The following is a 20414-nucleotide window of genomic DNA, read 5'->3' on the forward strand; positions in this document are numbered from 1 at the left end:
GAAAGGATAAGTAAAGCCGGGGGCGAAGAAAAAAGCGACAGGGAAATGCGGATGGAGGGAAAAAAAGTGGATTTACGCGTGGCGCGCAACCTGATGCCATTCTGCGGGCGGCATAGCAACCGCCCCGACAGGATGGATTAGCAGAGTTCGAGATGGACTTCGTGTTGCTCAATCACCTTCAGCACGCTGGCAGGCGGCGTCTGATCGGTATACATGTAGTCAATCAGGCTCATATTCCCCAGGTTCACCATCGCATTACGGCCAAATTTCGAATGGTCCACCACCAACATCACGCAGCGTGAGTTTTCGATTATCGCGCGTTTGGTGCGGACTTCGTGGTAATCGAACTCCAGCAGTGAGCCATCCATATCGATGCCGCTGATGCCGAGAATGCCGTAATCGAGGCGAAACTGGGAGATGAAATCCAGCGTCGCTTCACCCATGATGCCGCCATCCCGCGTACGCACTTCGCCGCCAGCGATGATGACGCGGAAATCCGGCTTCGCCATCAGCAAAATCGCCACATTGAGGTTGTTGGTCACCACGCGCAGATTGTTGTGATTCAGCAACGCATGCGCCACCGCTTCCGGCGTAGTGCCGATATCGATAAACAACGTGGCACCATCCGGGATCTGGCTCGCCACACGCTCGGCGATGCGCGCTTTTTCCGCTGACCACATCATTTTGCGGTCCTGCCATGCGGTGTTTTCAGAGCTGGAAGGCAGCGCCGCGCCGCCGTGATGACGCTGAATTTTATTCTGATCGGCCAGATCGTTCAGGTCACGCCGAATGGTTTGCGGGCTCACCTCAAAGTGATCCACCAGCTCTTCCGTACTGACATATCCCTGGCGTCGCACCAAATCGATAATGGCGTCATGACGTTGCGTCTGCTTCACATCTCTCTCCTCGGCTCAGAGCCGTTTTCTTTTTATACCTGCTACCGACGAGCCACATTGCGCGTATCGACAAACGCCATGGCCAGGCCGACCAGCAAGCCGGTGACATGTGCAGCGTTAGCAATCGACAGCCCAAAAGCGCCGTACCAGCCAATAATCAGCCATACAATAGCGAAGCCCATCAGACCACGCTCCAGATAAATGCCACTTTCGGGATCGCGCTCGCCACGCAGCCAGCAATAACCCATCAGCGCATACACCACGCCCGATAGTCCGCCGAACAGCACACCGCTGAATTTGGCCTGCATCCAGCCGCTCAACAGCGCGGAAATGAGCATAATCACAAACAGCTTACCGCTGCCAATACGCTTTTCCACTGCGCCACCGAGATACCACCACCACATCAGATTGAACAGGATGTGCAGCAGTGAGAAGTGCAACAACGCATGGCTAAACCAGCGCCACACCTGGAAATACTGTGAGGAGTCAGCAGGCCACGCCAGCCAATCCAGCGCCACATCATCGCCAACAATCTGCATCATGATAAACACCGCCACGCAGGCGATCATGATCGTCATGGTGAGCGGACCTGCGCGTTCACGAATATTCGCCCAGATATTGCTGCGCTCGTAGCGCAAGCCACTCTCGGTACTGCCGGTGTGCCAACTGGCCGCCTGATAACGCGGATGGTTGGGATCGCGAATGAACTGTGCGAGTTCGTTTTCAACCATTGAAAGCTGCGTTTCGTCATCCAGCATAATGACATAGTGGCTTTCGCGCTCAATACGCAGCGTGACGCCACGTGTGGCCATATAGTCCACAAATGCCTGTGCCATGCGGGGATGGTTAAACTGGGTAATGCGCATCGTGCGTGCTCTCCTTCCTTTTAGGGATCGGCTCAGACGCTGCCAGTCGCAACCTGCGCTGGAAACGCATTACGCCAGGCGTCGAAACCACCATCAATGCTATAGGCAGCGCTGAAACCCTGCCCTAACAGGAACTGTGCTGCACCTTTGCTGCTGTTGCCGTGATAGCACATCACCAGCACCGGCAGCTCATGATTCGCCTGCGCGATAAAGTCCGCCAGATTGTCGTTCGACAGATGTAACGAGCCTGTCGCGTGGCCCATGGCATAGCTTTGTGGGTCGCGAATGTCCACCAGCTGCGCGCCTTGTGCCAGGTGCTCGTTAGCCTGCTGAACCGAAATACATTCGAAGTTTTCCATGGTGTCTCTCATAAGGTCGTCACAATTAGCGCCTAGTTTAACCTGAGAATCCGTCGCGATAACCTGACAAAAGTTATGGCTATGGATTTTTTTTCCTGCAGGAATGTTAGCTATATCACGCAAAAATGTTTTTATTGAGTTAAGCGCTGGCATCAATGTTGGTTTCCGATTATCATTACGCTCGAAAACGAACATTTTAGAACTATTCCGAACATCGGAGGAGATGACGTGGAAACCAAAGACCTGATCGTGATCGGCGGCGGCATTAACGGAGCCGGCATTGCAGTGGACGCTGCAGGACGCGGACTGTCAGTGCTGATGCTGGAGGCGCGGGATTTGGCCTGTGCAACCTCCTCCAACAGCTCTAAATTAATCCACGGTGGCCTGCGCTACCTGGAACATTACGAATTCCGTCTGGTGGGCGAAGCGCTGGCTGAACGTGAAGTGCTGCTGAAAATGGCACCGCACATTGCCTTCCCAATGCGCTTCCGCTTGCCACATCGCCCGCATCTGCGTCCGGCGTGGATGATTCGCCTTGGCCTGTTTATGTACGACCGTCTGGGTAAACGCACCACTTTACCGGGCAGTAAAGGCCTGCGTTTTGGCGCGGAATCGGCCCTTAAGCCTGAGATCACGCGCGGATTCGAATATTCTGACTGCTGGGTGGATGATGCGCGTATGGTCGTGCTCAACGCGCAGGAAGTGGTGAAACAGGGCGGCGAAGTGCGCACCCGCACCCGCGTGACCCGTGCATGGCGTGAGAGTGGCCTGTGGATGGTGGAAGCGGAAGATATTGATACCGGCAAAACCTTCACGTGGCGTGCCAAAGGCCTGGTCAATGCCGCTGGACCTTGGGTAAAAGAATTCTTTGATGATGGCCTGAAGCTGAAATCGCCGTACGGTATTCGCCTGATCAAAGGCAGCCACATTGTGGTGCCGCGCGTACACCGTGAAAAGCAGGCTTATATCCTGCAGAACGAAGATAACCGTATCGTGTTTGTGATTCCGTGGATGGACGAGTTCTCTATCATCGGTACGACGGATGTGGAGTACAAAGGCGATCCGAAAGACGTGAAGATCGATGACAACGAAATCAGCTATCTGCTGAAAGTGTTTAACGGACACTTCAAACAGCAGCTGAGCAAAGATGACATCGTCTGGACTTATTCTGGTGTGCGTCCGCTGTGTGATGACGAATCGGATTCACCGCAGGCCATCACCCGTGATTACACGCTGGATGTGCATGACGACAATGGCCAGGCGCCGCTGCTGTCGGTATTTGGCGGTAAGCTCACCACCTATCTTAAGCTGGCAGAGCACGCGCTGGAAAAACTGGCGAAGTACTATCCCAACGCCGGTCCAGCCTGGACTAAATCAGCAGTACTGCCAGGCGGTGATTTCTCTGGCACCCGTGAAGATTACGCCGCAGGTCTGCGTCGTCGTTATCCGTTTATCAGCGAAGGCATGGCGCGCCACTTTGCCCGTACCTACGGTAGCCGCACCGAAGAACTGCTGGCAGGCGCAAGCAGTCTGGCGGATCTGGGCGAGAACTTCGGTCACGAGTTTTATGAAGCTGAATTGCGCTACCTGGTGAAAAATGAATGGGTGCGCGAACTGGATGACGCAATCTGGCGTCGTACCAAACAAGGTATGTGGCTGACAGAAGCCGAGCAGGCACGCATTCGTGAGTGGCTGGCGGTCAACGGTCAGAAACCGGCGCTGTCGCTGGCTTCATAATCCAGGCCAAATAGAAAGGCCGTTATCCTGTAAGGGATAACGGCCTTTTTTATTGTGTCTGATGGTCAAAAGAGCGCGATAAATCGCGCATCATTGAACTTATAAGCCGGTATTCTCGCGAATATATTTACGCGCTTTCACCGCATATTCGAACGGATTGGCCAGCGCCGGATCCTGCTCCGCTTCCACCACCATCCAGCCTTTGTAACCGTAATCGTCGAGGATTTTGAACACCGGTTTGAAATCAATCACGCCGTCGCCCGGCACGGTGAAGGTGCCTTTCTTCACGCCATCGAGGAATGACAGTGATTTTTCACGCACTTCAGCCACCACGCTGTCACGCACATCTTTCAGGTGCACGTGGAAAATACGTGGCAGATATTTGGTCAGCACATCCAGCATCGCCTGCTGTGAGCCTTCGGAGTAGTAGATGTGGCCAGTGTCATACAGCAGGCCGACATTCTGATTGGTTGATTCCATAAAGCGATCGATTTCCGCTGGGGTCTGAATGCCGGTCCCCATGTGATGGTGCAGCGTTACGCGCATGCCCTTCTTCGCCGCGATCTCAGCCAACTCGTTGTAGCCTTCCGCTGTCAGACGCCACTCTTCATCGGTGAAGATCGGCTTCTGCTCCAGCACTGCCAGCGTGGTGCCCTGAATGCTTTTACTCTGCTCAGAGCAACCAATCACGCGCGCGCCCATGGCGTGCAGGAAGTTCATGTGCTGGGTGAACTCGTCGATGGTTTTCGCCTTGTCGCCGTTGGCGAAGAAGGTGCTGAACCAGGCATTGCAGATCTGAATACCGCGAATTTCCAGCATCGGTTTCAGCACTGCCGGATCTTTCGGATATTTGCTGCCGACTTCACTGCCGGTAAAGCCTGCCAGCGCCATTTCACTGACGGTCTGCTGGAAGGTGTTTTCGCTGCCCAGTTCTGGCATGTCATCGTTGGTCCAGCCGATTGGCGCAATCGCCAGTTTTACATTGTCTTTGTTCATTTCAATTCCCTGATTCTGAGAGAGAAGTGTTAGCGCACAGGCTCAGTTATTTGGCGTAAAAGTCTGGACGCGCTGGCATGGTCACCGGCTCGATAGCGCCGCTATTCTGGGCTTTATGGCAGGCATCCGCCGCAACGGAGGCAGCAAAACCATCCCAGGCGGAAGGCCCGGTCAACTTGCCCGCTGTGGCGTCATTGATGAAAGCTTGCAGCTCAACGTCGTAAGCCTCGATAAAACGGTCTTTCCAGTCAGTGAGCAGCGCATTGCCGAGACGCGCGTTTTTACGCATCTGAATAGATGAAGGCTCAGGCAGTTTGGCAATGCCCTCTTCGCCCACCACTTCACACTGAATGTCGTAGCCGTATGCGCAGTTCACGAAGATCTCGACATCAATACGAATGCCCTTCTGGGTTTCGAACAGCACGATTTGCGGATCTTTCAATTTGGCATGGCTCTTCGAGGTGGAACGCGGGAACACCACCTGCACCGATTTATAATCGTCTTCGGTCAACCAGCGCAGCACGTCCAGCTCGTGAATCAGGGTGTTGGTGATTGCCATATCGGTGGTGTAATTTTCCCCCACGCTCTGGTTGCGGTGCGCACAGTGCAGCATCAGCGGCTCGCCGATTTCACCGTCAGTGATCACTTTCTTCAACGCGCGATAGCCTGAATCGTACGGACGCATAAAGCCCACCTGCACCAGGCGTTTACCGTGTTTGATTTCGGCATCAACGATGCGACGGCAGCCTTCGGCGCTCATCGCCAGCGGCTTCTCGCAGAACACGGGCTTGCCAGCAGCAATGGCGGCAAGGGTGAATTCTTCGTGGGTCGGATCCCATGATGTCACCAGAATGGCATCCACCTCCGGCGAGTTAATCACCTGATGACCATCCTGATACACCTCAGCTTCGATATTCAAACGCTGCAGCGCCGCGCGGGCCCCTTCCACGTTGATATCTGAAACCGCCACCACTTTCGCGCCCTGCAACACATTGTTGCAGCGACGAATGTGATCCTGACCAATTGCACCGGTACCAATTACACCGAGTTTGAGCGTCATAATTACACCTGTAGAGTCGGATAAGTATGCCCTTCATATTTCAAGATGCAGGTGCGTTGGCTGCTCTCGTTGGCCGCCTTCCTGATTCTCGAATTATTTGGGGGACATAGGGTTAAACAAGGCCGGCGAACGCCGGCCTAAAAAGGGTGTTAGTACTTACGTGCTTGTTCGATATGCACGTTAAGTTTGTCGGCCACTTCCTGCGTGCGTTCAGACGTTGAAGTCTGAGCCACACCAACGTGCCACCAGCTGAAATATTTGTGAATCATGGTTTTTGGCAGCACTTTGATGTCGAACAGCACTGAAACGGTCTGTTTCTGCGCGTCAATCAGTGCAGCTTCCAACTGTTCCAGCGTGGTAATGCGATAGGTTTTGCAACCGTAACCGCCCGCAATCGCCGCGAAATCGACCGGAATAAAGCCGCCATCCAGCTTGCCGCCTTCCGGGTTGCGGAAACGGAACTCGGTGGTGAAGCTGTCCATGCCGTGTTCCATCTGTAGGTTGTTAATACAGCCGTTGGTCATGTTATCCAGCAGCACCACGTTGATTTTCGCGCCTTCCTGAATCGAGGTGACCAGCTCGGAGTGCAACATCATGAACGAGCCATCTCCTACCATCACATAGACTTCACGCTGCGGCTGGGCCAGCTTCACGCCCAACGCGGCATTGACTTCGTAGCCCATACAGGAATAGCCGTATTCAACGTGGTACGAGTTGTAATCTTTGGTGCGCCACATGCGTTGCAGGTCGCCCGGCAGACTGCCCGCTGCCGCGACAATCACTGCATCCTTTGGGAGCTGCTCGTTTAAGGTGCCCAGCACGCTGCTCTGCGTCAGCACTGACTGCGTCAGGCGCTCAAACTCAGTAAACAGCGCTTCACGGTCAATGTGATCGGCGATTTCGGGAATAAAATCGTCGGTGTTATAAGTGGCGGCATACACACGCTGCGTCTCTTTCAGTAGCTTGCTTTGTGCCTGCTCAACCTGACCGCCCCAGTGGTTCTCAAAGCCTTTCAGTCCGCTTTCCAGTGCGGTCAAACCTTCGCGAGCATCCGCTAACAGCTGCACTGCATCGAGCTTGTAGCTGTCGAAATTGCTGACGTTGATGTTGAGGTAGCTCACTTCAGGATTCTGGAAAATCCATTTCGAAGCGGTGGTGAAATCGGTGTAGCGCGTGCCGATCCCGATCACCAGGTCGGCTTCTTTCGCCAACAGGTTAGCTGCCAGGCAGCCCGTTTCGCCGACGCCACCCACATTCAGCGGATGATCAGAAACAATGGTGCCTTTACCGGCCTGTGTTTCCGCAAACGGAATGTTAAAGCGTTCCGCGAATTTCAGCAGCGCGGCACCGGCATCGGAATATTTCAGACCGCCACCCACGATAATCAGCGGCTTGTGTTTACGCGCAATCAGCGACAGCGCATCTTCCAACTGAGCAGCTGTCGGCAGACGGCGATCCAGACGGTGCACACGTTTCTGGAAGAAATATTCCGGGAAGTCCCAGGCCTCACCCTGCACGTCTTGCGGCAGCGCGATGGTCACGGCACCGGTTTCCGCCGGATCGGTCAGCACACGCAAGGCATTAATACAGGCAGTCATCAGCTGTTCAGGACGGCTAACGCGGTCCCAGTATTTGCTCACCGCGCGGAAGGCATCATTGGTACTGATGCTGAGATCGTGGCTCTGCTCGATCTGCTGCAAAACGGGATCGGGCTGACGCGTGGCGAACACATCGCCCGGCAGCAGCAGTAAAGGAATGCGGTTCGCGGTCGCCGTAGCAGCTGCGGTGATCATGTTCGCCGCGCCCGGTCCCACTGAAGAGGTACAGGCAATAATCTGACGACGCAGCGACTGCTTGGCGAAACCAATCGCCGCATGCGCCATGCCCTGTTCATTACGACCCTGATGCACCACCAGATCGCCGCTGTCCTGCTCCAGCGCTTGCCCCAGTCCCAGCACGTTACCGTGGCCAAAAATGGCAAAAATGCCTTTCACAAATTTGGTTTCAACGCCGTCAACGTTCAGATACTGGTTATCAAGAAATTTCACCAGCGCCTGTGCCGTGGTAAGTCTGATTGTGCCCATATGCTTCTTCCTTTACATGCTGGTACCTGACGTGAGGTACAACGCGGTTCGGGTTTTCGCTGCCGTGACGGCACCCGCGGATAAGTGAAACGTGTGGCGATTATAAACAAATATTTTTTTCATTAAACGTAATTACAGAAGAAACATTTCATTTTGCGATGGAGATCAAATTCAGCGATGAAACGTTGCCAGCGAAGGCCGTTGCAGGGGAAAAAGTGAAATGACAAAATAGCATTTTAACAAGATAGCGAAATTTCATTTCACTTCAGTAGCTTCCTTTATTCACAGCTATTTTCCTGCGACCTGGCTCACAAGCCATAGCATCAGTGAAACCCATGCTAAACAGCATGCCGTGATAGCGCATCGTGCAGAGTTTTACCTCGGTCACAAAATCGCGATGGATGTTTCATTTCATATTGTATTTGGAATTTTTATTCCTCATACTGCCACCATAGCCAATCAGGCACCTTGAGAACCCGGAAGCATAGCGCTTGATGTTGGGCGTTTTCGCCCCAGTGTCTGCTTATCACAGAAGGAAACCACAGGTATGAGTACACAACAGAAGCGGCTTGATGTGATTTGTATCGGACGCATCGCCGTCGACCTCTACGGTCAGCAAATCGGATCACGTCTGGAAGATATGACCAGCTTTAATAAATATCTGGGCGGTTCTTCCGGTAACGTGGCCTATGGAACAGCCATTCAGGGCCTGAAATCAGCCATGCTGGCGCGCGTAGGGGATGAACATAACGGCCGCTTTCTGCGAGAAGAATTGCAGCGCGTGGGTTGTAACACCGATGGGCTGATCACCGATAAAAACCGCCTGACCGGTCTGGTGATCCTCGGTATTAAAGATGAGGATACCTTCCCACTGATCTTCTACCGCGACAACTGTGCCGATATGGGCCTGGTGCCGGATGACATTAAAGAGGAATTCATCACCTCTTCTCGCGCTGTCGCGGTCACCGGTACGCATCTTTCACATCCGCAAACCCGCGCGGCAGTACTGAAAGCGTTGGATATCGCCAAGCGAAATGGTCTGCGCACCGCACTGGATATCGATTATCGTCCGGTGCTGTGGGGGCTGACGTCACTGGGCGATGGCGAAACGCGTTTCGTTGAATCCGGTGAAGTCACGAAACAATTGCAGGAAGTGCTGCACTATTTCGATTTGGTGGTAGGAACGGAAGAAGAGTTCCACATTGCCGGCGGCAGTACGGATACGCTGACAGCACTGAAAAATGTGCGCCAGGCAAGTAAAGCCACGTTGGTCTGTAAACGTGGACCGCTGGGGTGCGTGGTGTTTGAAGGTGATATCCCGGACAGCTGGGAGCAGACAAAATTGCAAACCGGCGTTCGCGTTGAAGTCCTGAACGTGCTGGGTGCAGGCGATGCCTTTATGTCTGGCCTGCTGCGCGGCTGGCTGAATGATGAAAGCTGGGAACAGGCTTGCCGCTACGCCAACGCCTGTGGTGCGCTGGTGGTCTCACGCCATGGTTGCGCGCCAGCGATGCCAACCAAAGAAGAGCTGGACGATTTCCTCGCTCGCGACAAAGACGTAAAACGCCCGGATCTGGATGCGCGTCTCAACCAGCTGCACCGCGTCACCACGCGTAAACAGCAGTGGCCAGAACTCAACGTGTTCGCGTTCGACCATCGCAAACAGCTGGCCGATATGGCCCGTGAAGCAGGCGTCAGTGAAGATAAGATCCCACAGTTGAAACTGCTGCTATTGCAGGCGGCGCAGGAAGCGGCCAACGAAGCAGGCTTAAATGAGAAGAGTGGGATTCTGGCGGATACCACCTACGGCCAGAAAGCACTGAACGCGATTACCGGTAAAAACTGGTGGATTGGCCGTCCGATCGAACTGCCAAGCTCGCGTCCCCTGCGTCTGGAGCACGGTAACATCGGCTCGCAACTGGTCGACTGGCCAGCAGAGCACGTGGTGAAATGCCTGGTGTTCTACCATCCGCACGACAGCGCCGAGCTGCGTAAAGAGCAGGATGAACTGGTACTTGATGTGTGGAACGGCTGTAACAAGAGCGGGCATGAGCTGCTGCTGGAACTGATTCTGCCGGAGAGCAATCCGGACCGTAATGAATCGTACTATTACGACATGCTGAGCCACTTCTATAGCCTGGGCATTCAGCCGGACTGGTGGAAACTGCCACCGCTGTCGGCAGAGAGCTGGCAGGCTATCAGCGGGTTGATCGAACAGAACGATCCCCACTGCCGCGGCATTCTGCTGCTCGGCCTTGATGCGCCGGAAGAGACGCTGAAAGCCGGTTTCGCCGCTGCAGCGCAGGCACCGTGGGTCAAAGGCTTCGCCGTCGGCCGTACCATCTTCGGTCAACCGTCACGTCAGTGGCTCAACGGCGAGCTGGATGACAAAGCGCTGATTGAAACGGTGAAAGGCAACTATCTGCGACTGATTGGTTACTGGCGCGCCGCGCGTGGCTGATTGGCGTTAAAGCAGTACCAAAGCGGCTCATAAGGGCCGCTTTTTTTATGGGCATCAGCACTGCCGCTAATCACTTCTTTTTGTGAGGCATTTCATAAACCGATGAAATAAGCGTCACGATAGCGTCAAACAAATGAAATTTTCCATCCATCTGGTACTATAGCGCTCATTATCCAGCCATATTTTCATTTTTTGACGGGCCGAAGTCATGACCAACAATCCAACCCAATTAACCTTGTTACAGGACGATATCCGTCGTCGCTATGAGACGCTGAGTAAACGCCTGAAGCAGGTGGCTCGTTATATTCTTGATAACAGCAACAGCATTGCATTCGATACCGTGGCTTCCATCGCGCAACAGGCCGATGTGCCGCCCTCCACGCTGATCCGCTTTGCCAACGCCTTTGGTTTCAGCGGTTTCAACGAAATGAAACAGGTTTTCCGTCAGCACCTGATGGAAGAAACCGTGAACTACACCGAGCGTGCTCGCCTGTTCCGCCAGACTGCCACTGATGACAGCGCCAGCTCGCCTGAAAGCCCGGTAGAAATCCTCAACGTCTTTACTATGGTGAACAGCCAGGCATTGCAGCAGTTAGCGATGCAGGTCAATCCGGACCAGCTGAACAAAGCGGTGAAGATGCTGGATGAAGCGGAGAATATCTACATCATTGGCCTGCGTCGTTCATTCAGCGTTGCGTCCTATCTGGTGTATGCGCTGCGCCATCTGGAGCGTCGTGCATTCCTGATCGACGGCCTCGGCGGCATGTTCACCGAGCAGTTGAGCATGGTGAATCCCAAAGATGTGGTGATTGCCATTAGCTACTCGCCGTATGCGCGTGAAGCGGTTGAGCTGGTTGAGTTGGGTGCCAAGCGCGGCGCACATCTGATTGCTATTACCGACAGCCAGGTGAGCCCACTGGCCGCCTTCAGCGATGTGTGCTTTGTGGTGCGCGAAGCGCAGGTGGATGGCTTCCGTTCGCAGGTTGCCTCCCTCTGCCTGGCACAGACGCTGGCGGTTTCATTAGCGCTCAATAATACCGGCACCGGCGAATAACTTCGCCAGATGTTGTACATCAAAAAGGGCAGCCATTTGGCTGCCCTTTTTACATTTGTCATTCATATCTTGCGGTGTGCTGCCAGATGCACATCACTGTGCACCCAACGACAAGCGTATCGCTAGTCGGTAGCGTCGCCATTATGGCGACCTGCGACTTTATTTGCTGCGCGGGTACTTATCGCTGTTCACCCAGGCGTGGTCTTTCTCCCAGGTGAACTTCCACAAACGCACCGGACCGGCCATCACGTTCAGATAGTAATTGTCGTAACCCGCAATGGTGGCCACCGGATGGTAGCCACGCGGGACGGTCACCACATCGCGGTTATACGGCGCCATGCACTCGTCAAGTGAACGGTCGTCGGTATACACGCGCTGCATCGCGAAGCCTGGCTCAGGATCGAAACGGTGATAGTAGGTCTCTTCCAGATAGGTCTCATCCGGACTGGTTTTCTGGTCGTGCTTATGGCTGGGGTACGAACTGGTCGCACCCTCGTCGGTATACACTTCCACCACCAGCAGGCTGTCCGCTTCTTTGTTGTCCGGCAAAATGTTGTGCACCAGACGCTGGTTGCGTCCTTTACCACGCTGCTCCACACCCACATCTTCCGGCGCAATCAGGCGCGCAGGCAAGTTGCCACTGCTGGGTGCATTACACACCGCCAGCTCCAGATCGCTATCGGCGTAGACTTCTACTTCATCATCGTGCGGCACATACACCGAGTACGGTGGAATACGCTCGAACGGTGACAGGCGCTTACCCAGGTTCGGGAACTCCGCGTTGCGGGTTTTTACCGAGGCAAACCCCGCCACCAGCACCAGACACAGTTCTTTATCGCCGCTGCTGAGCTTTAGGCTCTGGCCCTTCTTCAGCAGGTAGGCATCAAAGCCGACGTACTCCCAGCCCGCACTTTCTGGCGTGACGTGCTGGATACGACCATTACTGTCTGGCTGCTGCGCTTTCGAAATCAAAGACATCATCGATCTCCTAAGTTAAGCGAGATTAGCCCAGCGTTGGCATGCTGAACTCTGAAACAGTCTGCTGACCGCTCGGCCAGCGCACGGTGGCGGTTTTCATGCGGGTGTAGAAACGCACACCGTCTGGACCGTGCACGTTCAGCGCACCAAACACCGAACGCTTCCAGCCACCGAAGCTGTGGAACGCCATTGGCACTGGCACCGGCACGTTAACACCCACCATGCCCGCTTCCACGTTCTGCACAAACTCACGCGCGGTGTGGCCGTTGCTGGTGAAGATGGCGCTGCCGTTACCGAATTCATGGCTGTTGACCAGCTTCAGTGCACTGTCAAAATCAGTAGAACGCATGATGCTCAATACCGGTCCGAAGATCTCTTCACGCCAGATCACCATGTCCGGGGTCACGTTATCAAACAGGGTGCCGCCCACGTAATAACCCTCTTCATGGCCTGCGACTTTTACGCCACGACCATCCACCACCAGTTTTGCGCCCTCGGCTTCACCTTTGTCGATGTAGCCCAGGACTTTCTTCTGATGCGCGGCAGAAACCACCGGGCCCATTTCGTTCACTTCAGCACCTTTTTGGATACCGGGGCCGATGCGCAGCGCTTTGATCAGCGGCGTCAGACGCGCAATCAGTTTGTCAGCAGTATCATTGCCCACTGCAACAACCACAGGCAGCGCCATGCAACGCTCACCGGCAGAACCAAACGCGCCGCCCATGATGGCATTCACGGTGGCATCCAGATCGGCATCAGGCATTACGATGGCGTGGTTTTTCGCCGCACCAAACGCCTGCACACGTTTGCCGTGGGCGCTGGCGGTTTTATAGATGTGCTCGGCCACGCCGGAAGAACCGACGAAGCTCACTGCGGCAATACGCGGATCTTTGTACAGCTGCTCAGCATCTTCGTTAGAGGAGTGCACCACGTTGAACACGCCATCCGGCAGTCCCGCTTCTTTCAGCAGTTCAGCCATACGCACAGAGGCTGATGGATCCAGCGCCGGTGGCTTCAGGATAAAGGTGTTACCGCACGCCAGGGCGATAGGGAACATCCACAGTGGCACCATCGCCGGGAAGTTGAATGGCGTGATACCCGCCACCACACCAACCGGCTGCATCAGCGAGTAGCTATCCACGCCGGTGCCGACGCTTGGTGAGTTTTCACCTTTGATCAGATGCGGGATTCCGCAGGCAAACTCGATCACTTCGATACCGCGCGTCAGCTCACCCAACGCATCCGACCACACTTTACCGTGCTCAGACACGATCAGCGCAGCCAGTTCGTCACGGTGTTTTTCCATCAGTGCTTTGAAGTTGAACATCACACGGGCACGACGCAGCGGCGCTGTTTTCGACCATTCAGGGAACGCGGCATGGGCGATTTCGATCGCTTTTTCCACTTCAGCAGCGGTGCTCTGCGTGAGTTCACGCGCGACCTTGCCGGTGGCTGGATCGTATACCGGGATGGTTTCATTGCTGGCGCTGTGGGTAATCTTGCCGCCGATAAAGTTTCCTACGATAGTCATGTCGTTGCCTCTTTGATGTGAAGTTCCCTGCAGGCAGTCGGTTATCACTGCAACGCCACCTGACCAGGCAATACGAAAAGCGTGCTATGAAGCTATTACAATGAAATAAATTTTTCAAATACTTCTTTTTGGAAAATTTCCTTTTAGCGGCATGGATCGCATTTTTCCCGCCTTCCCTGCAGCAAGGCCGCAAACCTCGCTCGATCGGCGCCCTGCCTCTCTTGCCGACACGCAATCATAACCCTTTGTGACCACACAATTTCCACTGAGATCACGCCAGCATGATGTTACGCGAAACGAAACATGAAATTTTTGCGAGGAAGATCCAATATCTGATATTTCATAATTCACTAACAATGAAATAAATGTTTTCTTTGCAGCATCTGAACCGTATCCTATTACAGGAGCCACACATGGCCATCGATCCAACCCGTTTCTGTATCAACCGTAAAATTGCGCCCGCGCTCTCACTTGAAGCCTTTTTCCAGTTAGTTCAGCGACTGGGTTTGAGCAAAGTGGAACTGCGTAACGATATGCCGGGCGGCAAGGTCACCGATGGTCTGAGCGCATCGCAGCTGCGATCGCTGGCGGATAAGTATCACATCGAGATAGAGACCATTAACGCGCTTTATCCGTTTAACCGCCCTGATGACACGCTGTTGAGCAAAGCCGAAGCGATGTTGCAAGAAGCGAAAGCCATTGGTGCCAAAGCGCTGGTGATGTGCCCATTGAACGAGGGTATTGCCATCGCACCAGAGAAAACGCTGGAGGCGTTGCAGATCCTGGCACCGCGCTTCGCTGAATACGGTATTCAGGGGCTGGTTGAGCCACTGGGCTTCCCGGTGAGTTCACTGCGCTCTGCGGTGCAGACGCAAAAGCTGATTAAGCAGGCGGGCGTGCCGTTTAAATTGCTGTTGGATACCTTCCATCATCACCTTTACGAGAACGCCGAGCAGGAGTTCCCGCAGGAGATTGAGGTGAACCAGATTGGCTTAGTGCATCTCTCAGGCGTGGAAGATACCCGCCCAACGGCGGCACTGACGGATGAAGAGCGCATTATGCTGAGCGACCGCGATGTGCTGAACAGCGTGGCGCAAGTGAAGCGTCTGGAGATGCTCGGCTATAAGGGCATTTACGCCTTTGAGCCATTCTCCTCGGAGCTGGAGAAGTGGGGCGCGAAAGAGATTGAGCGCGAGATTCGCCAGAGTATTGAGTTGCTGCAAGCCTGATTTATAACGGCGGCCGAGGGTGTGTGCCGCCGTTTCCCCTACCCTTATCTGTGTCCATAACAAGACACACTTTGTTAGTGTTGGCCTCGGTCGGAGGCCCTTTTTTCCATCCTCGTCATATTTTACGTCATAGCTGCGTTGGCCGCGTTTGTGCGCCCCAGTCACTTACGGACGTAAGCTCCTGAGGACTTACAAACTTGCCGCCTTGCTCTGACGTAAACTATTTAGAGGATGCCTGAGCGATTGAAGACCCTGTTTAGATGCGCCTGAGCGATTGGGATGAATGATGTGAGGGTGCTTTATTCATAGAAGTCAGGCATTTTCTTTGATTTCCACAGCCGCTTCTTGTGGCTGCCGCTTCATCATGCGTAGCGTGCAGAACAGCGCCAGACATACCAGCAGCGCGGTGAGCAGATAGACCAGCGACACCCCGGCGTAACTCATGATAAAACCCGCAATCGGTCCGGTGATACCTAGCGACAAATCCATAAACGCCGTGTAGGTCGCCAGCGCGCTGCCCTGATTCTGCTGGGGCACCACTTTCACCGCCACCACACCAATCGCCGGGAACACCAGCGAGAAACCTGCACCGGTCAGAAACGCCCCCATTTTCGCCATCCACGGATCGAACGATCCCGCCACCAGAAACAGTCCGACCGCTTCAACGGCAAAACAGATGCTGGCGACGCGCAAGCCACCGAGCTTATTAATCGCGTTGGGGAACAGCAGACGCGTACCGACAAAGGCGGCGCTGAACATCGTTAAGGCAAAGGCGGCACCATCCCAGCCCTTATCCTGATAGAACAGGGTGATAAAGGTAGCGATCACGCCAAAACCTGCCGATCCCATCGCCAGAATCAGGCCGAAGCCGTAGATTTTTCCCAGCACATCGCGGAACGGTAGCGGTTTGGCTTTGCTGCCTTTCACTGGCGCACGCGGCAGCGCCAGCGCAATCGCCAGCACGCAGATGGTGATAATAATGCCCGAAAGCAGCAGTAAACCGCCGCTGCGGAAAATCACCACACCGAGCGGCGCACCGATCGCCATCGCGCCGTAGGTGACAATACCGTTCCAGGAAATCACCCGGCCAATATGCAGCGACCCAACGCGCGCCACACCCCACAGTGACGTGCCGGTGCCCGAGAAACTTTGCCCCACGCCCAGTATCACGCGCCCCAGACACAGCAAAATCAGACTGAGCACGCCCTGCCCTTCAGTCAGTGCCGAGAGCAAAATACAGATGCCGCTGATCAGGCAACCCACCAGCCCCAGCACCACCACTTTCTTTGGCCCCCACATGTCTGCATAGCGACCCGCATGCGGACGGCTTAATAGCGTGGCGATGTACTGCAGGCTGATCACGACCCCAGCCCAAAAGGCGCTGTAGCCCAATCCGTCATGGACAAAGCCCGGCAGCACCGCCAACGGCAGGCCAATCGTGAGATAGCTGGCGAAGTTGAACTTCACAATGGAGAGGATCAGAAGATTCAGGCGAAGTCGGCCGTGTTCAGGGGCCGCGGCAGGCTGGTCAGGCATGAGTGATTGCGCTCGTGGGTGACTAAATATTTGTATAGAAGGCTAACTATACGCCTTTTCCTGCGTACTGCATCCGGTGATCGCCCTAATTTGTGGTCATCATTTCGTCATATCGCCCACTTACACTCGCGCCCATCAAATCCCAAAGAGGATACACAATCTGATGCTGCTCCTGATTTGCTGTCAGGCGCGCGTGCCACAGTGCCACTCCTTTGCCGGAGGTGGCCAGTGACGCATGCCGTGCCTATCGAACTGAAAAATCTCAGATGGTCAGTGAACAATCTGACGATTCTGCACGATCTGTCCCTGACGATTCCCGCAGGCGAAATCCTTGCGCTACTCGGCCCGAGCGGCTGTGGCAAAAGCACGCTGCTGAAACTACTGGCGGGCCTGCTGCAACCCACGGCAGGCGAGTTGTGGATTGGCGATCGCTGCGCTGCCTCCGCGCGTCATTGCGATGCGCCGGAGTTGCGCAACCTCGGCATGGTTTTCCAGGATTACGCTCTGTGGCCGCATATGACCGTGGCACAAAACGTGGCGTTTCCGCTGCGCATGCGCGGTGTGAAAAAAGCGGCTGCACGTGAACAGGCCGATGCGGCGCTGGCGCAGGTCGGCCTGGCTGATTTTGGCGATCGCAAACCGGCGTTGCTCTCTGGCGGACAGCAGCAGCGCGTCGCCCTCGCCCGCGCTTTGGTCGCTAAACCGGCGATTTTGTTGTTCGACGAACCGCTCTCCAATCTTGACCGCGACCTGCGTGAAACCCTGCTGCACACCATGGCGGATTTACTGCGCAGCGCGGGCATTACCGCTGTTTATGTCACGCATGACCGCGAGGAAGCCAACACGCTCGCCGACCGCATTATTCACCTGGCACAGGGCCAGATTATTTCCGTTACTCACCTCTCAGGGGACCGCAATGCCATCTCTCAAGTCAGTTAAAACAGGAGCCATCAGCGCGATGATTTTGACCTCCGCTATGATGATCAACGATGCCCAGGCACTGACGGTGTACACCGCCGGTCCGGGTTCGCTATCAAAAAGTCTGGCCACCGGATTCGAAAAGCAAACCGGTATTAAAGTGAATATCTTCCAGGCCACCACCGGCAAAGTGATGGCGCGTCTGGAAGCCGAACAGGCTAATCCGCAAGCCGATGTGCTGATCTCTGCCTCATGGGATACCGCTGAAGATCTGCAACATCGTGGCTGGCTGTTGCCGTACGAAAGCGCCAATGCCGCTAAAGTGCCGGATCAGTTCAAAACGGCCAACTACGTGGCACAGGGCATTTCCGCGCTCGGCATCGTGTGGAACACCAAGAGCGGCACGCCAGAGCCAAAAACCTGGCAGGATCTGACTGCATCCGCGTTTAAAGACAAAGTCACCACCCCCGATCCGGCACTCTCTGGTGCTTCACTCGATCTGCTGATTGGCCTGCAAAATAGCGAAGGTGAAAAAGCCTGGCAGCTGTTTGACCAGTTAAAAGCCAACGGCATGGTGATGAGCGGCCCGAATGCCCAGGCGGTGACGCCAGTATTGCAGGGTGCGAAAGCGGCGGTGTTTGGTGCAGTGGATTACGTCACCTATAACAACATTGCGCAGGGGGAAAGCGTCAAAGTGATCTTCCCGGAAAACGGCACCGTGGTGGCCCCGCGTCCGATGATGATTCTGAAAAGCAGCCAACATGCCGATGATGCGAAGAAGTTCGTCGATTATGTGCTGTCGGATGAAGGCCAGGAGCAGGTCGCGAAGGCCTGGTTGATGCCTGCACGTACCGACATCAAAGCCCAGCGTCCGCTGTTCACCGAGATCAAACTGCTGCCCGCCAATAGCGATGGCAGCATCGAGCGCTCGGCGGTGCTGAAGCGCTTTGGCGCTCTGTTCGGACAGTAAATGATGTCGCGTGCCCTGAATGGATTGATTCTGCTGGCGCTGATGCTGCTGGTGGCACTGCCGCTGCTGTTTATCGTGCTACAGGCACTGTTTCCACAGCTTGGCGAGGGGAACTGGAGTGGGGCTTTCAGCGCGTTACCGGCGCTGTTTGAAGATCCCCAGCTGGTTCCGATGTGGCTGGGCACGCTGAAAATCGGCGGCGGCGTGGCGCTGTGCAGTTTGCTGCTGGGCTTACCGCTCGGCGCACTGCGCGGCCTGTTCCGTCTGCCGGGGGCGGCAATGTGGGATCTGCTGTTTCTGATCCCCTTCCTCACCCCGCCCTATATCGTGGCGCTGTCATGGACGCTGGCACTGCAACGCAACGGCTATCTGCAACAACTCACTGGCTTCAACCTTGATAGCCTGCTGTTTAGCAGCACCGGCATGACGCTGGTGATGACGCTGAATATCTTCCCGGTGGTCTACTTTGCGGTATCGCGTTCGCTGATGGCGAGCGGTCAACGCCTCGCCTGGGTGGCTCGCGTGCACGGCGCATCAGCCTGGCGCGCTTTTGCCCAGATCACATTGCCGCTGACACTGCCAGCGTTAGCCGGTGGCGTGCTGCTGGCATTCACGCTGGCGATTGAAGAGTACGGCGTGCCTGCGGCGCTCGGCACTCAGGCGCATCTGACGTTGATGACGGTAGGTATCGAAACCAAACTGGCGGACTGGCCAATCGATTTACCGGGCGCGGCATCGCTCTCGTTGATGCTGAGCCTGGTGGCGCTCACCGCCTGGTTCCTGCAACGCAAACTGACCGGCAGCAGCGATGTCACGGCCGTTAACGGCAAACCGGTGGTGCAGGAGCTTGCCGAGGGCGGGCGCTGGCTGCCGCTGATGTTGCTGCCGTTTATCCTCACCGTTTTACTCGCCGTGGTACTGCCGCTGGGCGCAATGACGCTGAGTGGATTACTGAATACCCTTTCCGGCGGCCTGCATCTGGATAACCTGACGCTGCGCCACTTCGGCGCGCTATTTAGTCAGCAAGGGGATGCGTTAGCGGCCTTCTCCACCAGCATTGGGCTGGCGCTGGGCGCAGCACTGCTTACTGGGCTGCTCGGTTTCCTGATTGCCTGGCGCGTGTCAGAAGGAAAAACGCGCCTGCTGGCGATGATGGATGGCCTGGCGCTGCTGCCTGCCGCCATGCCCGGCGTGGTGGTCGGCGTCGGGTTGATTCTGCTGTGGAACCGCGGCTTCTGGCCGGTTTCCCCTTACAACACAATGTTTATTCTGCTGCTTTCCTACAGCTGCCTGCTCCTGCCGTGGCCGGTACGCTATGTCAGCAGTGCGCTACGCCAACTGGCCCCCACGCTGGAACCGGCGGCGCGCGTGCACGGCGCGTCACGCTTACAGGCGCTGCGCCTGATCGTCCTGCCGCTGGTCGCACCGAGTCTGCTGGCCGCGATGATGATGGTGTTTGCCGTGGCATCACGCGAACTGGTGACCTCGCTGCTGCTGGCACCCGCCGGGACGCAAACCGTGGCGATTTTTATCTGGCGTCAGTTCGAGCAAGGTTCCGTGGGTCAAGGGATGGCGATGGCCACCGTGACACTGCTTGCCAGCCTCACCCTGATGCTGGGCGCCACAGCGCTAATGCAACGTCAGGGGAAATAACACACTGACGTTTCGCTTATTCCTAAATAAACAATCACTTACTTTCGTTCAACTACACTCTCCTGAGCCATTGATGACTCAGGAGA

The 20414-nt window shown here is 55.4% G+C and carries 16 protein-coding genes; 7 read left to right on the top strand and 9 right to left on the bottom strand.

What is annotated here, in order from left to right; translation table 11 throughout:
- Positions 1 to 137: 137 nt before the first annotated feature.
- Genes RT340_RS00195 through glpE form a run of 3 tightly spaced genes read right to left on the bottom strand, consistent with a single transcriptional unit; the run spans position 138 to position 2121 of the window.
- A complete protein-coding gene (locus tag RT340_RS00195) occupies positions 138 to 896 on the bottom strand; it encodes a DeoR/GlpR family transcriptional regulator (protein ID WP_034819687.1) in 759 nt (252 codons plus the stop codon).
- A gap of 41 nt (positions 897 to 937) precedes the next feature.
- Positions 938 to 1762 (bottom strand): rhomboid family intramembrane serine protease GlpG, encoded by an 825-nt coding sequence (glpG, locus tag RT340_RS00200; RefSeq protein WP_160833803.1) that lies wholly within the window; start codon positions 1760 to 1762, stop codon positions 938 to 940.
- A 32-nt stretch (positions 1763 to 1794) separates the two neighbouring features.
- The gene (gene glpE, locus RT340_RS00205; RefSeq protein WP_313373356.1) at positions 1795 to 2121 is read right to left on the bottom strand and encodes a thiosulfate sulfurtransferase GlpE; all 327 of its coding nucleotides are present in this window, start codon (positions 2119 to 2121) and stop codon (positions 1795 to 1797) included.
- 228 nt (positions 2122 to 2349) lie between these two features.
- Here glpE and glpD point away from each other — a divergent pair, with 228 nt between their 5' ends.
- Positions 2350 to 3858, top strand: a complete 1509-nt coding sequence (gene glpD, locus RT340_RS00210; RefSeq protein WP_313373357.1) for a glycerol-3-phosphate dehydrogenase — start codon at positions 2350 to 2352, stop codon at positions 3856 to 3858.
- A gap of 99 nt (positions 3859 to 3957) precedes the next feature.
- Here the strand turns inward: glpD and iolE are convergent, their stop codons facing one another.
- From iolE to iolD, 3 genes are all read right to left on the bottom strand, one after another.
- Entirely contained in the window at positions 3958 to 4854 is an 897-nt protein-coding gene (iolE, locus tag RT340_RS00215) for a myo-inosose-2 dehydratase (RefSeq protein WP_034819699.1), read from the bottom strand.
- A gap of 46 nt (positions 4855 to 4900) precedes the next feature.
- Positions 4901 to 5914 (bottom strand): Gfo/Idh/MocA family protein, encoded by a 1014-nt coding sequence (locus tag RT340_RS00220; protein WP_038644253.1) that lies wholly within the window; start codon positions 5912 to 5914, stop codon positions 4901 to 4903.
- Positions 5915 to 6063: 149 nt separating this feature from the next.
- Positions 6064 to 7998 (bottom strand): 3D-(3,5/4)-trihydroxycyclohexane-1,2-dione acylhydrolase (decyclizing), encoded by a 1935-nt coding sequence (iolD, locus tag RT340_RS00225; protein WP_034819705.1) that lies wholly within the window; start codon positions 7996 to 7998, stop codon positions 6064 to 6066.
- A 547-nt stretch (positions 7999 to 8545) separates the two neighbouring features.
- Between iolD and iolC the strand changes: the two genes are divergently transcribed.
- A complete protein-coding gene (gene iolC / locus RT340_RS00230; RefSeq protein WP_313373358.1) occupies positions 8546 to 10459 on the top strand; it encodes a bifunctional 5-dehydro-2-deoxygluconokinase/5-dehydro-2-deoxyphosphogluconate aldolase in 1914 nt (637 codons plus the stop codon).
- Between the two features lie 208 nt (positions 10460 to 10667).
- Complete coding sequence (locus tag RT340_RS00235; RefSeq protein ID WP_034819711.1) at positions 10668 to 11513, top strand: MurR/RpiR family transcriptional regulator; 846 nt, start codon at positions 10668 to 10670, stop codon at positions 11511 to 11513.
- A gap of 159 nt (positions 11514 to 11672) precedes the next feature.
- Here RT340_RS00235 and iolB read toward each other — a convergent pair whose 3' ends face one another.
- Positions 11673 to 12491 (bottom strand): 5-deoxy-glucuronate isomerase, encoded by an 819-nt coding sequence (gene iolB, locus RT340_RS00240; protein WP_313373423.1) that lies wholly within the window; start codon positions 12489 to 12491, stop codon positions 11673 to 11675.
- Positions 12492 to 12516: 25 nt separating this feature from the next.
- On the bottom strand, positions 12517 to 14022 hold the full coding sequence (locus RT340_RS00245) for a CoA-acylating methylmalonate-semialdehyde dehydrogenase (protein ID WP_313373359.1): 1506 nt from the start codon (positions 14020 to 14022) through the stop codon (positions 12517 to 12519).
- 413 nt (positions 14023 to 14435) lie between these two features.
- On the opposite strand from RT340_RS00245, the gene RT340_RS00250 reads away from it, so the two are divergent.
- Positions 14436 to 15251 (top strand): TIM barrel protein, encoded by an 816-nt coding sequence (locus tag RT340_RS00250; RefSeq protein ID WP_313373360.1) that lies wholly within the window; start codon positions 14436 to 14438, stop codon positions 15249 to 15251.
- Positions 15252 to 15563: 312 nt separating this feature from the next.
- On the opposite strand, the gene RT340_RS00255 is transcribed toward RT340_RS00250, so the two are convergent.
- Positions 15564 to 16787, bottom strand: a complete 1224-nt coding sequence (locus RT340_RS00255; RefSeq protein WP_283216376.1) for an MFS transporter — start codon at positions 16785 to 16787, stop codon at positions 15564 to 15566.
- A gap of 228 nt (positions 16788 to 17015) precedes the next feature.
- Here RT340_RS00255 and RT340_RS00260 point away from each other — a divergent pair, with 228 nt between their 5' ends.
- From RT340_RS00260 to RT340_RS00270, 3 genes are read left to right on the top strand one after another with little or no spacing between them, the layout of a single operon-like run.
- Positions 17016 to 17726 (top strand): ABC transporter ATP-binding protein, encoded by a 711-nt coding sequence (locus tag RT340_RS00260; RefSeq protein WP_313373361.1) that lies wholly within the window; start codon positions 17016 to 17018, stop codon positions 17724 to 17726.
- Positions 17704 to 18675, top strand: a complete 972-nt coding sequence (locus tag RT340_RS00265; protein ID WP_313373362.1) for an ABC transporter substrate-binding protein — start codon at positions 17704 to 17706, stop codon at positions 18673 to 18675. The genes RT340_RS00260 and RT340_RS00265 overlap by 23 nt, the downstream gene beginning before the upstream one ends.
- Positions 18676 to 20328, top strand: a complete 1653-nt coding sequence (locus RT340_RS00270) for an ABC transporter permease (RefSeq protein ID WP_176505806.1) — start codon at positions 18676 to 18678, stop codon at positions 20326 to 20328.
- Positions 20329 to 20414: the final 86 nt, after the last annotated feature.

The sequence above is a fragment of the Pantoea sp. CTOTU50773 genome (assembly GCF_032082325.1).
Classification (GTDB): domain Bacteria; phylum Pseudomonadota; class Gammaproteobacteria; order Enterobacterales; family Enterobacteriaceae; genus Pantoea; species Pantoea communis.

Bases quoted from the DNA above. Each gene is read 5' to 3' on its own strand.
- glpG (WP_160833803.1), bottom strand. From the start codon at position 1,762: ATGCGCATTACCCAGTTTAACCATCCCCGCATGGCACAGGCATTTGTG.
- glpE (WP_313373356.1), bottom strand. From the start codon at position 2,121: ATGGAAAACTTCGAATGTATTTCGGTTCAGCAGGCTAACGAGCACCTG.
- iolE (WP_034819699.1), bottom strand. From the start codon at position 4,854: ATGAACAAAGACAATGTAAAACTGGCGATTGCGCCAATCGGCTGGACC.
- RT340_RS00220 (WP_038644253.1), bottom strand. From the start codon at position 5,914: ATGACGCTCAAACTCGGTGTAATTGGTACCGGTGCAATTGGTCAGGAT.
- iolD (WP_034819705.1), bottom strand. From the start codon at position 7,998: ATGGGCACAATCAGACTTACCACGGCACAGGCGCTGGTGAAATTTCTT.
- iolC (WP_313373358.1), top strand. From the start codon at position 8,546: ATGAGTACACAACAGAAGCGGCTTGATGTGATTTGTATCGGACGCATC.
- RT340_RS00235 (WP_034819711.1), top strand. From the start codon at position 10,668: ATGACCAACAATCCAACCCAATTAACCTTGTTACAGGACGATATCCGT.
- iolB (WP_313373423.1), bottom strand. From the start codon at position 12,491: ATGTCTTTGATTTCGAAAGCGCAGCAGCCAGACAGTAATGGTCGTATC.
- RT340_RS00245 (WP_313373359.1), bottom strand. From the start codon at position 14,022: ATGACTATCGTAGGAAACTTTATCGGCGGCAAGATTACCCACAGCGCC.
- RT340_RS00250 (WP_313373360.1), top strand. From the start codon at position 14,436: ATGGCCATCGATCCAACCCGTTTCTGTATCAACCGTAAAATTGCGCCC.
- RT340_RS00255 (WP_283216376.1), bottom strand. From the start codon at position 16,787: ATGCCTGACCAGCCTGCCGCGGCCCCTGAACACGGCCGACTTCGCCTG.
- RT340_RS00265 (WP_313373362.1), top strand. From the start codon at position 17,704: ATGCCATCTCTCAAGTCAGTTAAAACAGGAGCCATCAGCGCGATGATT.
- RT340_RS00270 (WP_176505806.1), top strand. From the start codon at position 18,676: ATGATGTCGCGTGCCCTGAATGGATTGATTCTGCTGGCGCTGATGCTG.